The sequence below is a fragment of the Nitrospira moscoviensis genome, from assembly GCF_001273775.1.
GTDB classification, from domain to species: Bacteria; Nitrospirota; Nitrospiria; order Nitrospirales; family Nitrospiraceae; genus Nitrospira_D; species Nitrospira_D moscoviensis.
Genome location: NZ_CP011801.1, coordinates 884,374 through 904,723, shown reverse-complemented (window position 1 = coordinate 904,723; position 20,350 = coordinate 884,374). Strand labels below are relative to the sequence as shown.

The following is a 20,350-nucleotide window of genomic DNA, read 5'->3' as shown; positions in this document are numbered from 1 at the left end:
CTTTCCACGAGCCGCCGGGGACGCACTTCGGCCCGCATGCACGGCACGCCGAAGAAGCCCTGAGATTTTTCACTCCTCTCTCAACCCCTCCACCACCGGCTGCTGCGCGGCCCAGCGGGCGGGAAAGTAGCCGGCAATCAGAGTTGCCGCCGCGGCCAAGCCGACGGCCTGCAGCAGCGAGCCCACCGGCACGATCATTTGAATCGTCCAGCCGAACGATTGCTTGTTGATCACTTTGATCAGGAGGACGGAGAGCAGCCCCCCGCCGATGAGTCCCAGCGTGATGCCGACGATCCCCAGATAAGCCGCCTCCCAGAGGACCAACTGTTTGATCTGCCCTTCGCTGCCTCCGATCGCGCGCAGCGTGGCCAATTCCCGCCGCCGCTCCCACACGGAGGTCACCAGCGTGTTGACGATGCCCAGCATGGCGATGATGACGGCGATGGCTTCCAGGACATAGGTCAGGAGAAACGTTCGATCGAAGATCTCGAGAATCTCTTTGCGCAGCTCCGCGTTGCTGATCAGCAGCGGCTCTTGGGCGTCGGGATAGGCGCGCTTCAACGCCGCGGCGATCGCGTCACGGGCCCGATCGAGGTCCGCGCCGCCTTTCAAATAGACCGGATAGACCGTCACCGATTGATCGCGCCAGAGGGATTGATATAGGGCCCGGTCCATCACCAGTTTTCCCCCGTCGGTGGCGTAGTCATAGAAGACGGCCACGATGGGCACGGCTTGCATCCCCGCGGGGCTCTTGATCTCCAGAGTCTGCCCTTCCCGGAGTCCGAGACGATTCGCCAGCACTTCGGAAACCAGCACACCGCCGCTGTCCACGGCCCGGTTCAACGCTTCACCGGAATCGCCGTTGCGCACCAGATACCGGCTGCGCCGGGCATGCAGCCGCAGGTCGCGGGAGACCAGCGCGATCCGCTGTCCGTTCACTTCGACCCGCGCATCGCGATAACTGTCCACCGCATCTACGCCGGGAAGAGCGGCCAGCACCGGAAGCCAGACCGCCGGCAAGCTTCGTCCGACGCTCCCCGCTTCCGCCCCTCGCAACCAACTCGACGGCGCCACCACGATGTCGGCGATCACCGTGTCGTTGATCCACAACTCGACCGTATGCCGGAAACTCCGCACCATGATGAGGACGCCGATCATGATCGCCAGCCCGACCATCAGAGCCGAGACCGTCACCCCGCTGCGCCCGGGATTCCGCGCGGCATGATCCACGGCAATCTCCCGCATTGCTCCTCGAGCGGACATCCCGCCGGATCCTTGACGCGCCGCCCGGCTCCAACTTCGGACGCAGATCGGCGCGAGACAGGAAAGTCCGGCCAAGACGCAAAAAGTCGCGACATAGCCGAAGAGGGGCACGCCGCGGACGGGGCCGACCAAACTCAAGAGTCCGGCCAGCACAAGCAGGGCGCCCCCTGCAAGGCTGAGGAGGCCGACTCGCGCTTGCTGAGTGGTCTCATAGTCACCGGGCGCCAACGCGCGGACGGTGACCGTGCGGGCCGCATCCAGACTCGGCCCCAGCGCACCGAGCATGGCGACGGCACATCCGATCACGACGCCTTCCACCGAAAGCGCCCAAGACCGGCTGGTTCCCCACCCCCATCCCTCTTCCGTGCCGATCGGGACATACAAGTCCGATATCGTGCGGCTGACCACCTGGATGAGCTGCTGCGCCAGCAGGACGCCGCCGGCGCTCCCCACCAGACCTCCGAGCACACCGAGCAGGGCGGCCTCCGCCAGCACAAACAGCGCCACACGGGCTTCGGTCATGCCGACGGCCCGGAACACGCCGATCTCACGCCGGCGCTGGGCCACCGCAAACGCCATCGTGTTGTAGATGAGAAACATGCCGACCAAGAGTCCCACCCAACTGAGAACCGTGAGATTGAGACGAAACGCGCTGACCATCTGCTCGACGTGCCGGCTGCGGCTCGACGGCCGTTCAACAGTGAGATGCGATGGCAGGAGCGCCCCAATGGCTTGCGCGACCTCGGCGACGTCTGCCTCCGAACTCGTGACCACGTCGATCCGGTCGACCCGGCCGATCAGGCCGAACATGACTTGCGCCGAGGCGATATCCATGACCGCCAGGCGATCCCAGGAGGACGCCCGCCCCGAGGCCTCTTCCAGAATCCCGGCCACTCGAACCGCAACCCGGCGGGGCCCCGCCTGCACCGGGATTCGATCGCCGATCGCCACATTCCATTCGGCGGCGAGCCGCTTTCCGAGAAAGACGCTCTCGGGATCGAGCAAGGACTCGAGAGAGCGGTCTGCTCGGTCCTTCAGACGAAAGCCCCGATGATCGATCTCGGCCAACAGATCCAGGCCGAGGACCTGCACCGCCGGTTCAGACGATCCATTGCCCACCCTGACCGCTGTCTGAAGGATCACCGGAGCGGCTGAGGTGACGCCGGGCACCGTTCGAATGGAGGGAATGAGTTGTTCATCCACACCGGGATCGCCCCCGGAAATTTCCAGTGTCGTCGGACCGGCGACCGTCAGCACGGCCTGTTCGAACGACCGCAGGACGTCAAGATTCGCCGTCCGCACCGCCACCGAGGCCGCCACGCCGAGCGCGACGCCGATGACGGTCAGGAGCGTGCGGAACGGCCGCTGGCTGACGTGCGCGGTGAAGAGGAGCCATAGGACTCTGAACTGGGAGCGCATGAACGGTCGAGGGATCAGTACACTGCACGCGGGGGAACCGGCGCAGGACCGGGCTGCAGCGGGATTCTTCCTCCGGCCTCCTGCGCATATTGGTACTTTCGTTTACACACTTTCCTTCCTTTGCTAGACTCTCTCCGAACGTCGAAGAGGAGCACCGCATGCCGCGAAGCAGAGGCAACACCGCGCTTCAGTTGGATCGCAACCACAAACCGGCGCTGCACATTACGCCCCGGCAGCGGGAAATTCTCAAAATGGTGGCGATGGGCCATACCAACCGGGAGATCGGCGACGCCTTGGCGATCAGCGTCCGCACGGTCGAAGTGCATCGGTTCAACCTCATGCGCCGGCTGAATGTGCGCAACGTCGCCCAACTGCTCCGCCAAGCTCTCCAGCAGGGACTCCTGCCCCGCAACTTCGGCGCGAAATAACCTTACAATTCTTTCAGCTTCCCCCGGCAGTCTTCGATCGCGCGGTAGCCTTTTTTCTCCAGTAGGGCCGCCAACTCGGTTTCCAGCCGGCCGAAGACTTCCAGCCCCTCTTCCACCAACACCGTGCCGATCTGGACGGCCGAGGCGCCGCATAAGAAATGCTCGAAGGCGTCGACCCCGTCGACGATGCCTCCGGTGCCGATGATGGGAATCCGGCCCTGAAAGATCTTGTAGAATGCACGGACGTTGGCGAGCGCGACCGGCTTGATGAGCGTGCCGCCGAGCCCCCCGAATCCGCCTTTGGGCTTGATGACGACCGCTTCCCGCTCCGGATCGACGACCAAGCCGTTGCCTACCGAGTTGATGAGGTTAAGGAAATCCACATCGCACCGGCCGATGACCTTCCCCATCGCGTCATGATGCGCCGGATCGAAATAGGGCGGCAGTTTCACGCCCATCGGCACCGTGATGACCCTGCGCACGCGCTTCAGCAGCCGCTCCGAGGCCTCGGCGTCGTAGCCGATCTGCGGTTTGCCGGGAATATTCGGACAGGACAAGTTCACTTCGATGAGATCGGGCTGCGCCGCGTTGATCGCCTCGGCGATCGTCGGAAAGTCGTCTTCGCAGAGCCCGGCGACGCTGGCGATCACCGGCTTACCGCAGCGCTTCAACTCCGGGATCAAGTCGGCATAGGCCCGATACCCGAGATTGGGCAGGCCCATCGAATTGATCGATCCGCCCGGGAACCCATAGTAGCGGGGTTCCGGATTGCCGTGACGCGGCTCCATCGTCATAGATTTGGTGACGATGGCGCCGGCTTTCGATCGCCCGAGCGCCAGCAACTCGTCACGGGTCACGCACAGCGCACCGGCGGCGTTCATGAAACAGCCGGGGAATTTGACCCCCGCGATCGTCGTCGAGAGACCGATCACGAGGCCACCAGTTCGGCCGCCCGCTCGGTACGGGCCACCAGCCGGCCGTCCTGCATGCGCCACGTGTAGTCGGCGTAGCCGGCGGCATGCGCGCTATGCGTCACCAGCAGCACCGTTTGGTCTCCCGCCTTGGCCAAGGCTCGAATGAGCGCCATGATGTCCGCCCCTTGATGCGAGTCCAGGTTCCCCGTCGGTTCGTCGGCCAAGAGCACGCGCGGGCGGTGCACGAGCGCCCGGGCGATGGCGACCCGCTGTTGCTCGCCGCCGGACAATTCGCCGGGCCGGTGGCGCCGGCGCCCGCGCATCCCGACCATCTCCAAAACTTCCTCCACGCGGGCCGCGATGACACGGCGGTCGTCGCCGCGCAACAGGAGCGGCAGCGCCACGTTCTCCTCCGCGGTAAGGCCGTGCACCAGGTGAAAGGCTTGAAAGACGATCCCGATCGTCTCGCGCCGGATCGCCGTCCACTCGACGCTCGACCACTCTTTCGTGGATCGCCCCGCCAGCACGATGTCTCCCGACGTGGGCCGATCCAGCCCGGCGATGAGATTCAGCAACGTGCTCTTCCCGCACCCGCTCGGCCCGATAAACGCGCAGAACTCCCCGCGTTGGACGTCCAGGCTTACGTCCTGCAAGGCGGCCACCGTTGCATCGCCGCGCGGGTAGATCTTGGACAGGTGAATCAGTGTGACCATGGAGGGTTGGAAAACTCGCGCAGCACCGACGCGCCGTCGACACAGTCTCTCGTATAACACAACCATTCGCAACCCGACAACCTTGACACCAGCCGGGCCCTTCGCCATAAAAGATCCCAGGCCGACTGCGCGTAGATTTCATGATGACTCTCACGACTCCCCCAACGGTTCCTCCCTTGTTCCGCCGGGCCCTTCGGTTTCTCCTGCCGATCCATTGCGCAACGTGCGAGGCCCCGCTCAGTGACGACCCCATTCCGCTGTTCTGCCGAAGTTGCTGGGCGACGATCGCTCCGCTGACGGGCTCGTCATGCCCGCGCTGCGATCATCCGTTTGCCTCGCCGGTCGCCACGATCCATAGCCCGGACCGCCTCTGCCAGACCTGCGAGGAGGAACCGCCGGCCTATACCAGAGCCTGGACCCTGTATCCCTATCTGCCTCCCCTTCAAGACGCCATCTGCTTGTTGAAGTACCGAGGGAAGGTGGCCATGGTTCCGGCATTGGCTCGTCTCATAATCGATCGGCTCCCTCCGCTCGAAGCCATCGACCACATCATGCCCGTGCCACTCCATGCTGAACGGCTTCGTGAGCGGGAATTCAACCAGTCCTTGCTCCTGGCCGACCGGATCGCACGGCACCTCCGCGTGCCGCTTTCGTTCACCAATCTGATCCGCATCGCCGCCGCACCGCCGCAGACGACCCTGACCCGAAAGGAGCGGCTGAAGAACCTGCGCGGCGCCTTTGCCCTGCGCCATCCGGAGCGGATTGCAGGCAAGCGCATTTTGCTGATCGACGATGTCTTTACGACCGGCACCACGATGGACGAGTGCGCCGCGGTCTTGCGGCAGGCCGGCTCCGGAGACGTGTTGGGCTTGACCTTGGCCCGGACGATGGAGGCCCATCTCGTTCCGGATCGCATCCTGGCACAGCGGGCCAGGCGGGAATCGGGATTGCTTGGAGGGTAATGTATGCCGATCTACGAATACCTGTGCCAGGACTGCAGGAAGCGCAGCGCCATCCTGGTGATCAGCCACCGCAACGCGTCGGTGGCGGCCTGCCGCCATTGCGGGAGCCAGAAGATGGAACGGCTGATGTCCCGTTTTGCGGCTCCCAAATCGGAAGAGGCGCGGCTGGAATCCTTGGCCGATCCCAGCCATATCGGCGACATCGATGAGAACGATCCCCACAGCGTCGCCCGGTTCATGAAAAAGATGGGCGACGAGATGGGAGAAGACCTCGGCGACGACATGGAGGCGATGATGGAGCAAGCCGGAGACGGCGCCGAGGATGGAGAGAGAACAGCAGGCACTGACGGTCTATGACAGCCATTGTCATACACTTTCACTTGACATTTTCCGGCTGATCCCTAGAATACCGCCAGAGTCGGAGCCATATGATCCTTCATCGGGACAATCACGGGTACAGTGATGGGGACGGCCCCGAAGAGCGAATTGATGACGGTGGCGGAGACGTGCCGCTATCTCAAGATCACCCCCCGCACGCTCTATCGCTATCTCCGCAGCCGGCAGATTCCCGCTTTCAAGCTTGGAAAAGAATGGCGGTTCGTGCGTTCGGACCTGGAGCAGTGGATCCGCGACCGCACGCGAAGCGCCGTGTCCTCTTCAACTGAATAGAACCGGGGGCTCGATGTTTGCCGGCGAATATCTCTGCAAGGTCGACGAAAAGGGGCGGTTCATCGTCCCCTCGCCGATTCGCGAGCAGCTCGAAGCCGACGGACAAGCGGTCGTCTTTTTGAAAGGGCCGGAGCAGTCGCTGCTCATCTATTCGACCAAAGAATGGGAAAAGGTCCTCGACCGGGCGAGAACGTCGCTGGACGAGGATCAAAGCCGCCTGTTCATGCACCACATCGTCTCCGAGGCCGGCACGTCGGACATCGACAAGACCGGACGCATTCTCATTCCGGGCCGCCTGCGGAAGCTGGTGCCGGTCGACGAAGATCAGGAAATCATCCTGGTCGGCCTGTACCACCGCATGGAAATCTGGAATCCCAGCGAGTGGCGGCGTTACCTCGCCCGCGCCGAAGACCGGTACGAGCAGAACATGGCGAAGATTCTGAATCTTCTCTAGCCGGTCCATGCCGCGTCGCCTAGGACGTAGAACCTCCCGCGCTTCCGCTCATGCCGTTCGGGTCACCTCGTATCGGGCGGCAGCCCCTCCGTCCCGCGCCGCGACGCCGGCCAGCGGATCGCCGCTCGACCGTGCCGCGATTCTGAAACAGGCGAAGACGCCGAGGCGGGCATCGCTCCTCAAAACACCCACCTCGCTCCCCGCGACCGTCACCGAAGACCGTCTGGCCATTACGCTGCCGGTTCCTCCGAGCGTGAATCACCAATATGCCACGGTGAACGGCCGCCGGCTCCTCTCGTCCGCCGGCCGCGCGTATAAGACGTGCGTCAGCGAACAGGTCTGGCTGGCCCTCGCGCAATCCCCCTCACGCGGCGAGCTCCTCCGCCGGCTGCATTCCAGCCCGCTGGCCCTATCCATCCGGTTCTTTTTCACCTCGGCGCTGCGACGCGACGTCGACGGCGGCCTGAAAATCGCGCAGGACGCGTTGTGCGAAGGCTTGAATCTCAACGACAACCGCATCGTCGAAACGCACCTGTTCAAGGATCTCGACACCGCCAATCCCCGCATCGAAGTGTCGCTGTCCGCGGCGGCGCAGCCGCACTTCCCGCGTTAGCAGCCCCTACAGTTTTTTACCAGGCCAGCCGATATCGTTCCGAGAACCCGCGTTCGCGCAGGAGCGCCGTCCTATGCCGAGCAAACAGATTCCGGTGTACGAGCTGCACGTGGGGATGTACGTCGCGAAGTTGGATCTCTCCTGGCTGCGCTCGCCGTTCCTCCGCCACTCGTTTCTCGTGGAGGAGCCGGCGCAGATCGAGCGATTGGTCCGCGCCGGCGTCAAGACCGTCTATATCGATCCCGATCGTGGGCGGGACTTGAACGGCGCCCCTCTCGTTGAACCGGCATCCGACGACGGCTCGTCGCCTACGCCGGTCGTGCCTCCTTCCGTCGAGGGCCGGAAATCGCTGGCCCAACTCAATGAAGAGTATGCCCAGGCCAAGCTGGCACGGGCGCAGCTCGAACAGGCCGTCCATTCGATCTTTGCCGCCGTTCGACAACACGGAACGATCACCCGCGTCCAGACGACGGAAGCGATCCAGGAAATCATGATCGCGGCCCGCACCTTGCCGAACTCGGCCATCCTCATGGCCTTGAGCCAACATCGGGCCGGCGATTCCAGTCTGAGCCGGCATGCGCTGACCACCTGCACCCTCTCGCTCATGCTGGGACAGGCCGTGCAGTTGAATCCCTTGGAGCTCCACGAGCTGGCGACCGCCGGCCTCCTTCACGATATCGGGCTGCTGCAACTGCCGCCCGCCATCGTCCGGCGCTCGCACGTCACCTCTTCGCCCCTCTCGGAGGCGGACCGGCGCCGGTTTCAGACGCATCCCCGCCAAAGCATTCTCATGCTTGAGCGGCGAGGAGGATTCGAGACGCCGGTCCTGCACATGATCGGGGAGCACCACGCCTATCTCGACGGGAGCGGGTATCCGCCGGAGACCCGCGGCGAGTTTACGTCCATCCGGACCCGCATCCTCATGATCACCGATCGGTATGACGAGCTCATCACGGGCTTCGGCGGCGCGTCGCCGCTCGCCCCCCATCAGGCGCTCCAGCGTCTCTACCAAGAAGCGCAAGACGGCCTCCTCGATCAAGACGTGCTCTCGCGCCTGATCAAGATCGTAGGCATCTACCCGGTGCACAGCCGGGTGCGGTTGAATACGCAAGAACTGGCCGTCGTCGTCGACTTGAATCCGACGGCCTTGCACCAACCGGTGGTCGCCATCACGCATGACACCAGCGGCGCCGGGTACTCCACGCCGCTGGTCGTTGATCTGGCACATCAGGAAGGACAGCCGCAGACCCGCAGCATTGAGACGGTTCTCGAGCCTTCCCGCGCGGCGTAGCCTGGCCGCGCGACGAGGGCTACTCGTAGCGTAGCGCGTCGATGGGATTCAGTCGTGCGGCTTTGTTCGCCGGATAGAGGCCGAAGAAGAGCCCCACCGCCACGGAAAAAACACAGGCCACCGCCACCGTATCGGCCGAGACGATCGTGGGCCATCCGGCGAGGACCGACGCCAGGCGCGCCCCGCCGATCCCGAGGACGACGCCGATGCAGCCGCCGGCCAGACTGAGCGTCATAGCTTCGAGGAGAAACTGGGTCAGGATGTGGCGCCGCTTGGCGCCCACCGCCATGCGCAGGCCGATCTCCCTCGTCCGCTCGGTCACCGACACGAGAAGCACGTTCATGATGCCGATGCCGCCCACGAGCAGGGCGATGAGCGCGAGGGCAATCAGAAACCGAACGAGCGTCCGGCTGGCGCCTTCATACACCGAGGCAAGGTCGAGCTGCGTGCGGATCGCGAAGTCATCGGGATCGCCCTCCCGAAGTTTATGGCGCTCGCGCAACGCCTGCCTCATCTCCTCAGCCACGGCGGGGAGGTCCTCTCTCCGATAAGTCGAGACCGAGATGGCTTCGACCGAATCGTAAAATTTGGCCCCGTGAACTTTGCGCTGAGCCGTGGAAAAGGGAACAAAAATGATGTCGTCCTGATCACTCCCGGCGGGAGCCGCGCCTTTCGGGCTCAACACGCCGATGACCCGAAAGGGGACGTGCTTGATCATGACGATGGTTCCCACGGGGTCCTCGTCGTCCGCGAACAGCCGCTCCGCCGCCATCTGACCGAGGACCGCCACCGTGGCATTCCGCTCCATCTCAGTCTCGGTAAACAGCTCGCCGCTGGTCGGCGTCCAGCCGCGGACTGAAAAACATCCCGGATTGATGCCGACGACCGGCAGCCGCCAATTCCGGTTTCTGTGGATGACCTGCGTCGGATCCCTCCGCCCCCAACAGACGTCGCGCACCAGCCGGCTCCCTCGTTGCAACGCGATCGCGTCGCCGATGGTCAGCGTCACCGCGCTGCCTTGCGACTGCCGGACAGATCCGGCACGTTGGGGGGCCGGCATGACGACGGCGACGTTGTCGCCCATGGTCGCCACCTGCTGCTCGACCGCCCATTGCGCACCCTGTCCGATGCTGACGAGGGCGACGATCAACGCCACACTGACGGTGATGCCGAGGATGCTGAGACCGGTGGAGAGCCGGTTGCGGCCGATGAGGGCGAGCACGGCGCGCAGGCTTTGGAAGAAGAACCGTAGCGCCATGGAGGCCTCCGGTCTCCCGTCGGAGTTATTCGTAGCGCAAGGCGTCGATCGGATTCAGCCGCGAGGCTTTGTTCGCCGGGTACAGGCCGAAAAACAGCCCGACGGCCACGGAAAAGACGAATGCCGCGGCGATCGTGTTGCCGGAGATGATCGTGGGCCAGCCGGCGATCACCGTCGTCAACCGGGCGCCCAGCACGCCGAACAGGATGCCGATACAGCCGCCGACCAGGCTCAACGTCATCGCTTCGATGAGGAATTGCACCAAGATGTGCCGCCGCTTGGCGCCCACGGCCATCCGCACGCCGATCTCCCTCGTCCGTTCGGTCACCGACACCAATAGAATGTTCATGATGCCGATGCCCCCCACCAGCAGCGACACGGACGCGATGGCGAACAGCATGATGGTCAGCGTCTCGCTCGTGCCTTCCTGCACTTTCCCGATGTCCACCTGCGTGCGGATCGTAAAGTCGTCGTCCTGGTCCGGCTGCAGCCGATGGCGCAGCCGCAGCGTCTCCCGCATCTGGACCACCGCCGGGCTCAGGTCCTCCACCCGCTCGGTGGAGGCGAAGACGGCGCCGACCGATCCCAGAAACAGCGTGCCGAAGACCTTGCGCTCCGCCGTGCTGAACGGAATGAAAATGATGTCGTCCTGGTCCGAGCCCTGCGCCGACTGGCCCTTGGGCGCCAGCACGCCGATCACCCGAAACGGCACGTTCTTGATCCGGATGATCGCCCCGACCGGCTCTTCCCCCGGATCGAAGAGGTTCTCCACGACGGTCTGGCCCACGAGCGCCACGCGCGCGGCCGCGTCGACATCCGCCTGCGTGAAAGGGCCGCCGCTCGTGAACGACCAGTCCCGTATCGTCAAATAGCTGGGCGAGATCCCGTTGACCGGACCGTTCCAATTCCGGTTGCCGTTGACGATCTGCATGACGTCCCGTTTGGCCCAGCCGGTCTCGCGCAACAGCGGCACGCGTTTCTTGAGATCCATGGCGTCGGCAACCGTCAGCGTCACGGCGCCGCCCTGGCCGCCGCGCACCCCGCCGGCCGTCGTCGCCCCGGGGAGGACGATGATCACGTTGGTTCCCATGCTCGCGACCCGCTGCGACACCGCGGCTTTTGCGCCTTCGCCGATGCTCACCATCGCGATGACCGCGCCCACGCCGATGACGATGCCCAGCATGGTAAGACCCGCTCTCAGCCGATTGCGGCCGAGGATGCGCACCGCGGTGAGGACCGTCAAGAGGAGAAAGGCCGGCATCACGCCTCCGCCGGCTGAAGAGCGGCGGCCCCGCGGTCGGTCAGGACCCGGCCGTCTTTGATGATGATCTCGCGCGACGCATACGCGGCGATATCCGGTTCATGCGTGACGAGGATGATCGTGATCCCCTGTTCCTTGTTCAACCCCTCCAGGATCGCCATGATGTCCCGGCTCGATTCCGTGTCCAGATTCCCCGTCGGCTCGTCCGCGAGGAGCAGCGAGGGAGCGGTGACCAACGCGCGCGCGATCGCCACCCGCTGCTGCTGACCGCCGGACAACTGCGTCGGGTAATGATGCTCGCGGCCCTGCAAGCCGACTCGAGCCAAGGCGGCGGCGGCGAGCGCGCGCTGCTCCCGCAGCGGCATCCCGCGGTAGAAGAGCGGCAGCTGCGCATTTTCAAGGGCGCTGGTGCGCGGGATGAGGTTGAAGCTTTGAAAGACGAAGCCGATCTGCTGATTTCTGATCTCGGCGAGTTGATCGGGCTTGAGCGCGGCGACATCCGTGCCGTTGAGCCAATACCGGCCCCTCGTCGGTTGATCCAGGCAGCCGATGATGTTCATCAGCGTGGATTTGCCCGATCCCGACGAGCCCATCACCGCGACGAATTCACCGGGCTCGATCGTGAGATCGAGGCCGCGAAGGGCCTGCACCTCGACATCGCCCAGCCGATAAATCTTCCAGAGCTGTTCACAACGGATGAGCGGCGCCATGGCAGTCTTTCTTGGATCGAATGGTCTTCTGTTCGCCGGTGCGCTACAGCCCGCGATCACGACCGCGCCGCTGGCCGCTGCCGAACCCCGGCGGGAGGTCCCCGGCTCGCCGTTCCCCCCGCGGCGTTTCAATACCCACCACGACCTGATCCCCTTCGGCAATCGGGCCGGCGACCACTTCCGTCGAGACGCCGTCCGATATGCCGGTCTGAACCAGGATCGGCTCGAGGTCTCCACCCTGGCCGACTTTCCAGATCGTCTTCCGGTGCCCGTTCGCATGCGCCTCCGCCGGCCGGCCGGCTTGTTGACCGTCGGCTTTCACGGCCTTGCCCTCGCCCGCGGGCGGGGTAAACCGCAGGGCCGCGCTCGGCACCCTGAGCGCCTGGTCCCGCTGCGCCACGATGATCGACACGTTGGCCGTCATGCCGGGCTTCAGGCGAAGATCCTGATTGTCCACCGCCACGACGACGTTATAGGTCACGACGTTCTGCACGTTGATCGGCGCCAGCCGAACTTGGCGAATCGTGCCGGCGAACCGGACGCCGGGGTAGGCGTCCACCGTGAAGGCGGCTTCCTTGCCTTCGCTGATGCCGCCGATGTCCGATTCGCTGACGTTCGTATCCACCTGCATCTTGGTCAAATCGAGCGCGATGAGGAACAGATTCGGCGTGGCGAAGCTCGCCGCCACCGTCTGGCCGACTTCCACGTTCCGCGCGACGACGATGCCGTCCACGGGCGAGCGGATGACGGTGTATTTCAAGTCCAGCTCGGCCGAATTCAACGCCGCTTCGGCCTGTTTCACCTGCGCCTCGGCGACGCGCAGCTGCGCCTCGGCGCTCTGCTGGTTCGTGAGCGCCACATCGACGTCGTTTTGCGAGACGAATTGCTGGGCGATGAGGGACTGGACGCGGTCCAGCTCGCGCTTCCGCTGGGCCAAATCCACTTTGGCCCGCGCCACGTTGGATCGCGCCATTTCGAGGTTGCTCGCGGCCTGGTCCCGCCGCGCGCGGAACGGCTCCGGGTCGATGACGGCCACCGTGTCGCCCGCCTTGACGCGCGAGTTGAAGTCGGCATGGAGGCTTTTGATCATACCCGACACCTGGGTGCCGACCTGCACCGAGACGACCGGATTGATCGTGCCGGTGGCGCTGACGATGGACACGACCGACCCGCGGTCCACCGGGGCCGTCCGGTACCTGATCGGAGCCTTCCGTTCCCCGTTGAAAAAGACGTAGCCACCGATCGCCAAGCCGATCGCCGCCACCGCGAGAATCAACCCCAGACGTCGCATGCGCCTTCCCGAGCTATGGTTGGAATGCGGATCATTCTAGCAGGAAGCCCTGTCGGAATCACCCGTGCCGGCCGGCGCGGCTCGGAAAAGCAGAACGGCCGTTCTTCCCGTGGAAGAAACGGCCGTTCAGAATGCGGGCGCTCGTTGGAGGGCGCTACGGACTGACTGAAATCCGATCCTTGATCATGTCGAACGTTTCCTTCGGGACAACGTTCTTGGCCACCAGCTCGCCCTTCACTTTATAGGGCCGGTTGCTCACGATGCGGTCGGCTTCGTCTTTTTTGAGGCCCAGGAACAGCACCAGATCGCTCGCGGAAACCTTGTTGATGTTCATCGCGGCGGAGCCGGCCGCCGGCGCCGAGGGGGCCGGCACGGACGGCGCATGGCTCGGCGTGAGCGCGGCGGGGGGCGTCATGCCGCCCGCCGCATGCGAGCGGTCCTTCAGCTCCTTTTGATAGCGCGCGACCAGCGACTTGAGGGTCTCATTATGCCGTTTGACGTCCTCGAACTCCTGCCGCACGTTGCGATTCTGAGCGGACAGGGCTTTGACCTTATCTTCCAATTCTTTGGTGCGCGCCTCGATCGTCCCGCGTTCCTTGTCGCGGCCATGTTCGATGCGCTGCAGCTCGTCCCGCGCCGCCTGGGCTTCATTGCCGAACTTGAGATTCAGCTCCTTGAGCGTGCGCACCTGCTGCTCCATGGCCGTCTTCTGCTGGCGCGTTTTCTCCAGCTCCATCTTGGCGTTTTCGGCATCGCTCAACGCCTCTTCGTACTTCTTGGTGGAGACACAGCCGGCCGTCAACATGGCGCCGGCGATCATGACTGCAATCCACTGCCGTCTCATGCGGTCCTCCCGTTCCTCCGGTTGCGAATGATCCTCGGGCCGAGTCCGATAGGGCTTGATTCTACTCCGGCCGTGCGAGCCGCGCCAGCCTTCTCGCGTTTCTCTTGGTGTGTATGCCAAGCCATGGCCTTTGTCAATACATTTGAGCGCCCTTTGCACGTAGGTCCCCTTACGTTAGAGTGACGGACTCCGATCTCCGGCTTGACGGATCACCGGCGCTCTGTGATGATCGCCCGGCGACTCTCATCTGACGGGTGGAAGGGACACCGGCATGGCTGAATGGGGCGCGGCGCTCGCCGTCATCCTGGGCATCGTCGAAGGGCTGACGGAGTTCTTGCCCGTCTCCTCGACCGGTCACTTGATTCTGGTCGGGCATGCGCTCGGCTTCACCGGCGACGTCGCTGCGAACGCCGAGATTTCGATCCAGTTGGGCGCCATCCTGGCGGTGATCGTATTCGAGCGCGAGAAGATCGGCCGGCTCCTGTCGGGAACCTGGCAGGAACAGGGCGATCTTCGCCGCCTGGTGACGGAGAGCCGCGGGGAGAGCTGGCGGTCTCTGTTGAACACATCCATGAAAGCTCATCCCAGTCTCTGGTTCATGATCGGCCTCGGCGTGGCGTTTCTCCCCGCCGCCGCCGTGGGACTGCTGGCCCACGGCTGGATCACGTCGCACTTGTTCACCCCGCGCACGGTGGCCGCCACGTCGATTCTCGGGGGCTTCATCATCCTGCTCGTGGAAGCCAGGCCGCGTCCGGGCCGCACGATGACTCTGGATCAGGTCTCCCTCGCTGAAGCCGTCTGGATCGGAGTGGCGCAGTGCGCCTCCCTCATTCCCGGCATGTCGCGATCCGGCTCCACGATCATCGGAGGGCTGCTGGCGGGGCTCGATCGCAAAGTGGCGACGGAATACTCCTTCTTCCTCGCGCTCCCCACGATCATCGCGGCCACCGTCTACGAGACCTACAAGGCCCGGGCGACCTTCAGCGACCAGGATTTTCTTGCTCTTGGCATCGGCATGGTCGTGTCGTTTCTCGTGGCCTGGGCGGTGATCGCCGCCTTCCTGGCCTACGTGCAGCGCCACACCTTGCGGGTGTTCGCCTATTACCGCATCGCGCTCGGTCTGATGGTCTTCTTCGTGTTCCGCTGATCCAACCCACGGCCGATCGCGTGACGGCCCGCGGCCGTCCACGAGACTTGAAGAAGACCCGCCTCTGAGCTATCCCCATATCGATACGGCCATCGAATTCCGCGTGGTCGACTGATCACCGCCATGATGCCTGGTCTTGGACCGGCATGAGAACGACGCCCGGCGAACGCGTCTCTCTGGATGCCGGGGTTAGGCGGTCGAGACGGAGGACGAGGTATTCTCAGGAGCGGCGGGCGGGTGTTGCTTCTTCTCGAAGGCAAAGTGGACGATCAGAAAAATGACGCCGACCGTGATGGCGGAATCCGCCACATTGAACGCCGGCCAGTGGTAGTTTTCGACATACACGTCGAGAAAATCGATCACTTCTCCGTAGCGCAGGCGATCGATCAGATTCCCGATCGCGCCTCCCAGAATCGCCGCCACGCTGATGCGCCCGACCCAATCCCGCTCCGGCATGCGATACAGAATCGTACAGAGCAGCACCAAGGCGAAAATCGACGTGAGGCCGAAGAACACCATCCGAAACGCATTGCTGCTGCCGGCCAACAGGCCGAAGGCGGCGCCGGGGTTGCGGATGTACGTGAGACTGAAGAGATTCGGGACGATCGGAATCGACTCATGCAGCCGCATCGTCTGCATGATGTGCAGCTTGGTCAGCTGATCGAAGAAGATCACCAGCCCCGTCACGGATGCGAGCAACAGATTACGCACCGCCGGGCCCTTCACCGGATCGCCTCCACGCAGCGATCACAGAGCGTGGGATGCGCCGCGTTCGCGCCGACCGCCTCGCGGTAATTCCAGCAACGTTCGCATTTGCCGGCCGTTGATTTTTCCACCGTGACACGGAGCGGCTCCTCGCCACCCGATCCTGTGGTCAGTGTCACCTTCGACACGATGAAAACCGTGCTCAGGTCCTTCTCATACGGCTGCAGAAACCGGTACGTGTCCGCATCGGCCTGCACTCGAACGTGGGCTTCCAACGACGAGCCGATGACCTTCTCGCGCCGGCTGGCTTCCAATACGCCTTGCACCTGACTCCGGTAGGTCAGCAGCTTGTTCCAGCGATTGGCGAGCTCGCCGTCCTGCCATACCGATTCGGCTTGAGGAAAAGGCGCCATATGGACGCTCGGGGTTCCCAGCCCGCCCGGCACCTGGGCTGCCAGCGTCCGCCAGAGCTCCTCGGCCGTGAAGCTCAAGATCGGCGCCATGAGCTTTGTCATTGCCAGGAGAATCTCGTAGAGCACGGTCTGCGATCCCCGGCGCAGGGGTGAATCGGGCCGGAAGGTATAGAGCCGGTCCTTCAGAATATCGAGATAAATCGCGCTCATGTCCACCGAGCAGAAATTGTTGAGCGCGTGGAAGATCGCGTGGAACTCATACTCGTCATAGGCCTGGCGCACACGGCGGATCAGCTCGCCTAACTGCGCGAGCGCCCAGCGATCCAACTCGGGCAACCGGTCGTAGGGCACACGATCCTTGGCCGGATCGAAATCATACAGATTGCTCAGCAAGAACCGCCCGGTATTCCGGATCTTGCGGTACGCTTCGATCAGATGATTCAGGATCTCCTGCGAGATGCGGAGGTCTTCGCGATAGTCCTGCGCCGCCACCCAGAGCCGGAGGATTTCCGCTCCCGACTGCGTGATGACGTCCTGCGGCGCCACGACGTTGCCGGCCGACTTGGACATTTTCTTGCCCTGCCCGTCCACCACGAAACCGTGCGTCAGCACGGCCGTGTAGGGCGCGCGCCGGTCGGTCGTCACCCCCGCCAGTAAGGCGCTGTGAAACCAGCCGCGGTGCTGATCGGAGCCTTCGAGATAGAGATCGGCCGGCCACCATTTGCGCGGCTTCAACACAGCCGCATAGCTCACGCCGGACTCGAACCACACATCGAGAATGTCGTGCTCTTTTTCGAACGCCGTCCCGCCGCACTGGCGGCAGGTGGTCCCGGCGGGAAGCAACTCCGCCGCCGTCCGCTCGAACCACACGTCGGCGCCCTTGGATTCCATCAGCGTGGCGATGTGCTCGATCACGTTCGGGTCCGCCATGACCGTATGGCAGCTCCCGCACGTGAAACCCGGAATCGGCACGCCCCAGACGCGCTGGCGTGAGAGACACCAGTCGGGGCGGTTCTCGATCATGCCCGTGATGCGATCCCGCCCGTAGGCCGGGATCCAGCGCACCCGGTCGATTTCCGCCAGCGCGTCCTTCCGCAGATCGTTCGTCTCCATCGAGACGAACCACTGTTCCGTCGCGCGAAAGATGACCGGGCTCTTGCAGCGCCAACAGTGAGGATACGAATGGCTCAGCGAGCCATGGCCCAGCAGGCGGCCGTTCCCCTGCAGAAAGTCGACGATCTTCGGGTTGGCCTTGAAGACATGCAGGCCGGCAAATTCTTTCACCGTCTCGGTGAACCGGCCGGCGTTGTCCACCGGGGCCAGAATTTCCAGCTTCTCGCCGGCCGAGGCCTGCGCGTTATGGTTCAGCACCAGCACGTAGTCTTCCATCCCGTGCCCCGGCGCAATGTGGACACAGCCGGTGCCCTGGTCGAGCGTCACAAAATCGCCCAACAGAATCGGCGACAATCCGGTCGAAAGCGGGCGCTGAGTTTCGAGGCCCTCGAATCCTTCTTTCCCCTTTTTCACGCCGACAATGCGGTAGTTGTCCAGCTTGCAGGCTTGGGCGACGTTGTCCAACAATTTCTCCGCGATGATCAGGACTTCGTCGCCGGCCTGGACGAAGGCATAGTCGATCTCCGGATGGAGACAGACCGCTTGATTGGCGGGCAATGTCCAAGGAGTCGTCGTCCAGATGATGATGGACACGAGCTTGGCGCCTTCCGGGAACGAGACGCCCGGAAAGGTTTTGGCCAGCACCGGCGGTGAACTGACGACCGGAAAACGGACGTAGATGGACGGCGAGGTGTGATCGTCGTATTCGACCTCGGCCTCGGCCAATGCCGTCTGGTCCTGAGTGCACCACAACACCGGCTTGAGCCCTTTATAGACGCCGCCCCGCTCGACGAACTTGCCGAATTCGCGGATGATCGTGGCTTCGTAGGACGGCGTCATGGTCAAGTATGGATGCTGCCACTCGCCGAAGACGCCGAGCCGCTTAAACTCGTCCAGTTGGATATTGACGTACTTGTCCGCGTAGTCGCGGCAGAGCTTCCGGATCGCCGTCGCATCCAAGTCCTTTTTCTTCTCGCCCAATTCCTTCATCACTTGATGTTCGATCGGCAGGCCATGGCAGTCCCAGCCCGGCACGTAGGGCGCATGGAAGCCGGCCATCGTCTTCGACTTCACGATGATGTCTTTCAGGATTTTGTTCAGCGCATGGCCGATGTGGATGCGGCCGTTGGCGTACGGAGGTCCGTCGTGCAAGACATAGCGCGGCCGCCCCTGCCCGGCCTGCTGGATCTGCTCATATAGCTGCTGCTGCTCCCACCAGGCGAGCATCTCCGGCTCCCGCTGCGGCAAATTGGCCTTCATCGGGAAATCTGTTTTGGGCAGGTTGAGTGTGGCCTTGTAGTCCATGATTTCCAGCTTAAAGCTGTCAGCCTTCAGCAATCAGCGCAGCATGGGAAAAGCAACGGTGTGGAGGCTTTGGCGTAGCTTGCGAGGAATATACCGGAACGGAGGGTGGGGGCACCAGCCCCTTTCATTCATTCGCTGATAGCTGACCGCTGATGGCTGAAGGCGGCTAACTGATCGCCATCATGCGGTCCAGCGCGACTCTGGCCCACCGCTTCTCATCGTCCGGGACGACGATGTGATTGACGACGTGGCCGTCGGCGAGGTTTTCCACGGCCCAACAGAGGTGCGGCGCATCGATGCGGAACATGGTGGCGCACTGGCAGATCGTCGAGGAGAGGAAGAACACTTTCTTGTCGGGCAGCTCCTGCTTCAGGCGATTGACCAGGTTCAATTCCGTGCCCACCGCCCATACGGTGCCGGCCGGCGCCGCCGTGACGGTGCGGATGATGAACTCCGTGGAGCCGATCAAGTCCGCCTTGTTGACGACATCCTCATGGCATTCCGGGTGGACGATGACCTTGCCCTCCGGATACTGCTTGCGAAAATGATCGACGTGCGCCGGCTGAAACATCTGGTGCACGCTGCAGTGGCCTTTCCAGAGAATCAGCCTGGCGCGCTTGATCGCCTCTTTGCCGTTGCCGCCGTAGGGCTGGTAGGGATCCCAGACAATCATCTGGTCGGGCGGCACGCCCATCTTGTTGGCCGTGTTGCGGCCGAGGTGCTCGTCCGGGAAAAACAAAATCTTTTCGCGCCGCGCCCAGCACCATTCGATGACCGCCTTGGCGTTGGAGGACGTGCAGGTGATCCCGCCGTGCTCGCCGCAGAAGGCCTTGAGCACCGCGGCTGAATTCACATAGACGGCCGGCATCACCGCTTCTTCGACGGGGACCACGCGGCCAAGTTGCTCCCAACATTGATCGACCTGCTCGATGGCGGCCATGTCGGCCATGGAACAGCCGGCGGCCATGTCGGGCAGAATGACGGTCTGGTTGGACCGGCTCAGGATGTCGGCCGTCTCCGCCATGAAATGCACGCCGCAGAATACGATATATGGCCGCTCCGACCGCTCGGCCGCCAGCTTGGCGAGCAACAACGAATCTCCGCGGAAGTCCGCATGCTGGATGACTTCATCGCGTTGATAGTTGTGGCCGAGGATCATGACGCGCTCGCCGAGCGCCCGCTTGGCCGCCCTGGTCCGCTCGCATAATTCTTCCGCGGACAGAGACTGATAGTCGGCGATGGGTCTTGGTATGGTGGCGACAGTATTCATGCAGGCCCCTCTGCAAGTGAGTGATTCTACGACAGGCATTCCCCACAATCAACGAATCACCGAGCGGAAAGAAGCCCTAGCAACGGACCATTCGTGTGGTTGATGCTAGGCCTAAGAGGCAATTGACTTCGCTCCGGGATGAAGCATACGATTCGACCTATATAGCTAGGGGTGCCTCGAGGCTGAGAGTCCGAAAGGTCGGACGACCCTCACAACCTGACCTGGGTAATACCAGCGTAGGGAAGCCGGTTCCAGAGCGGTATTGTGAGCATTCGGCCGCACTCCTTCTGTAAGCAGTGCGGCTTTT

19 protein-coding genes and 1 riboswitch are annotated in these 20,350 nt (G+C 63.5%); of the genes, 8 read left to right on the top strand and 11 right to left on the bottom strand.

What is annotated here, in order from left to right:
* Positions 1-69 precede the first annotated feature (69 nt).
* Positions 70-2,682: an FtsX-like permease family protein gene (locus NITMOv2_RS04455; protein ID WP_053378744.1), complete on the bottom strand. Its 2,613-nt coding sequence runs from the start codon at positions 2,680-2,682 to the stop codon at positions 70-72.
* 158 nt (positions 2,683-2,840) lie between these two features.
* Here NITMOv2_RS04455 and NITMOv2_RS04450 point away from each other — a divergent pair, with 158 nt between their 5' ends.
* On the top strand, positions 2,841-3,110 hold the full coding sequence (locus NITMOv2_RS04450) for a LuxR C-terminal-related transcriptional regulator (protein WP_053378743.1): 270 nt from the start codon (positions 2,841-2,843) through the stop codon (positions 3,108-3,110).
* 2 nt (positions 3,111-3,112) lie between these two features.
* Here NITMOv2_RS04450 and NITMOv2_RS04445 read toward each other — a convergent pair whose 3' ends face one another.
* Entirely contained in the window at positions 3,113-4,042 is a 930-nt protein-coding gene (locus NITMOv2_RS04445; protein ID WP_053378742.1) for a dihydroorotate oxidase, read from the bottom strand.
* Entirely contained in the window at positions 4,039-4,737 is a 699-nt protein-coding gene (locus tag NITMOv2_RS04440; RefSeq protein ID WP_053378741.1) for an ABC transporter ATP-binding protein, read from the bottom strand. Before NITMOv2_RS04440 ends, NITMOv2_RS04445 begins: the two co-directional genes overlap by 4 nt.
* 140 nt (positions 4,738-4,877) lie before the next feature.
* Between NITMOv2_RS04440 and NITMOv2_RS04435 the strand changes: the two genes are divergently transcribed.
* The 6 genes from NITMOv2_RS04435 (at position 4,878) to NITMOv2_RS04410 (ending at position 8,726) form a co-directional block, all read left to right on the top strand.
* Positions 4,878-5,699: a ComF family protein gene (locus NITMOv2_RS04435; protein WP_083447736.1), complete on the top strand. Its 822-nt coding sequence runs from the start codon at positions 4,878-4,880 to the stop codon at positions 5,697-5,699.
* A 3-nt stretch (positions 5,700-5,702) separates the two neighbouring features.
* A complete protein-coding gene (locus NITMOv2_RS04430; protein WP_053378739.1) occupies positions 5,703-6,056 on the top strand; it encodes an FmdB family zinc ribbon protein in 354 nt (117 codons plus the stop codon).
* A gap of 105 nt (positions 6,057-6,161) precedes the next feature.
* The gene (locus NITMOv2_RS04425) at positions 6,162-6,368 is read left to right on the top strand and encodes a helix-turn-helix domain-containing protein (protein ID WP_053378738.1); all 207 of its coding nucleotides are present in this window, start codon (positions 6,162-6,164) and stop codon (positions 6,366-6,368) included.
* Positions 6,369-6,381: 13 nt separating this feature from the next.
* Positions 6,382-6,822, top strand: a complete 441-nt coding sequence (locus tag NITMOv2_RS04420; protein ID WP_053378737.1) for a division/cell wall cluster transcriptional repressor MraZ — start codon at positions 6,382-6,384, stop codon at positions 6,820-6,822.
* A gap of 7 nt (positions 6,823-6,829) precedes the next feature.
* Complete coding sequence (locus tag NITMOv2_RS04415; protein WP_053378736.1) at positions 6,830-7,435, top strand: RusA family crossover junction endodeoxyribonuclease; 606 nt, start codon at positions 6,830-6,832, stop codon at positions 7,433-7,435.
* Positions 7,436-7,508: 73 nt separating this feature from the next.
* Complete coding sequence (locus NITMOv2_RS04410) at positions 7,509-8,726, top strand: cyclic di-GMP phosphodiesterase (protein WP_053378735.1); 1,218 nt, start codon at positions 7,509-7,511, stop codon at positions 8,724-8,726.
* Positions 8,727-8,745: 19 nt separating this feature from the next.
* On the opposite strand, the gene NITMOv2_RS04405 is transcribed toward NITMOv2_RS04410, so the two are convergent.
* The 5 genes from NITMOv2_RS04405 to NITMOv2_RS04385 form a co-directional block, all read right to left on the bottom strand.
* A complete protein-coding gene (locus NITMOv2_RS04405) occupies positions 8,746-9,984 on the bottom strand; it encodes an ABC transporter permease (RefSeq protein ID WP_053378734.1) in 1,239 nt (412 codons plus the stop codon).
* Between the two features lie 25 nt (positions 9,985-10,009).
* Positions 10,010-11,245 carry an ABC transporter permease gene (locus NITMOv2_RS04400; protein ID WP_053378733.1) on the bottom strand — a complete coding sequence of 412 codons (1,236 nt, stop codon included), beginning with the start codon at positions 11,243-11,245 and terminating at the stop codon, positions 10,010-10,012.
* Positions 11,245-11,955 (bottom strand): ABC transporter ATP-binding protein, encoded by a 711-nt coding sequence (locus tag NITMOv2_RS04395; RefSeq protein WP_053378732.1) that lies wholly within the window; start codon positions 11,953-11,955, stop codon positions 11,245-11,247. Before NITMOv2_RS04395 ends, NITMOv2_RS04400 begins: the two co-directional genes overlap by 1 nt.
* Positions 11,956-11,998: 43 nt before the next feature.
* On the bottom strand, positions 11,999-13,246 hold the full coding sequence (locus NITMOv2_RS04390; protein ID WP_053378731.1) for an efflux RND transporter periplasmic adaptor subunit: 1,248 nt from the start codon (positions 13,244-13,246) through the stop codon (positions 11,999-12,001).
* A gap of 154 nt (positions 13,247-13,400) precedes the next feature.
* Positions 13,401-14,090 (bottom strand): helix-hairpin-helix domain-containing protein, encoded by a 690-nt coding sequence (locus tag NITMOv2_RS04385; protein WP_145976168.1) that lies wholly within the window; start codon positions 14,088-14,090, stop codon positions 13,401-13,403.
* Positions 14,091-14,361: 271 nt separating this feature from the next.
* On the opposite strand from NITMOv2_RS04385, the gene NITMOv2_RS04380 reads away from it, so the two are divergent.
* Complete coding sequence (locus tag NITMOv2_RS04380; protein ID WP_053378729.1) at positions 14,362-15,237, top strand: undecaprenyl-diphosphate phosphatase; 876 nt, start codon at positions 14,362-14,364, stop codon at positions 15,235-15,237.
* Between the two features lie 189 nt (positions 15,238-15,426).
* Here NITMOv2_RS04380 and lspA read toward each other — a convergent pair whose 3' ends face one another.
* The 3 genes from lspA to nadA form a co-directional block, all read right to left on the bottom strand.
* The gene (gene lspA / locus NITMOv2_RS04375) at positions 15,427-15,963 is read right to left on the bottom strand and encodes a signal peptidase II (protein WP_053378728.1); all 537 of its coding nucleotides are present in this window, start codon (positions 15,961-15,963) and stop codon (positions 15,427-15,429) included.
* Entirely contained in the window at positions 15,960-18,773 is a 2,814-nt protein-coding gene (gene ileS / locus NITMOv2_RS04370) for an isoleucine--tRNA ligase (protein ID WP_053378727.1), read from the bottom strand. Before ileS ends, lspA begins: the two co-directional genes overlap by 4 nt.
* Positions 18,774-18,939: 166 nt before the next feature.
* A complete protein-coding gene (nadA, locus tag NITMOv2_RS04365) occupies positions 18,940-20,043 on the bottom strand; it encodes a quinolinate synthase NadA (protein ID WP_053378726.1) in 1,104 nt (367 codons plus the stop codon).
* A gap of 157 nt (positions 20,044-20,200) precedes the next feature.
* Positions 20,201-20,303, top strand: a riboswitch (TPP riboswitch).
* Positions 20,304-20,350: the final 47 nt, after the last annotated feature.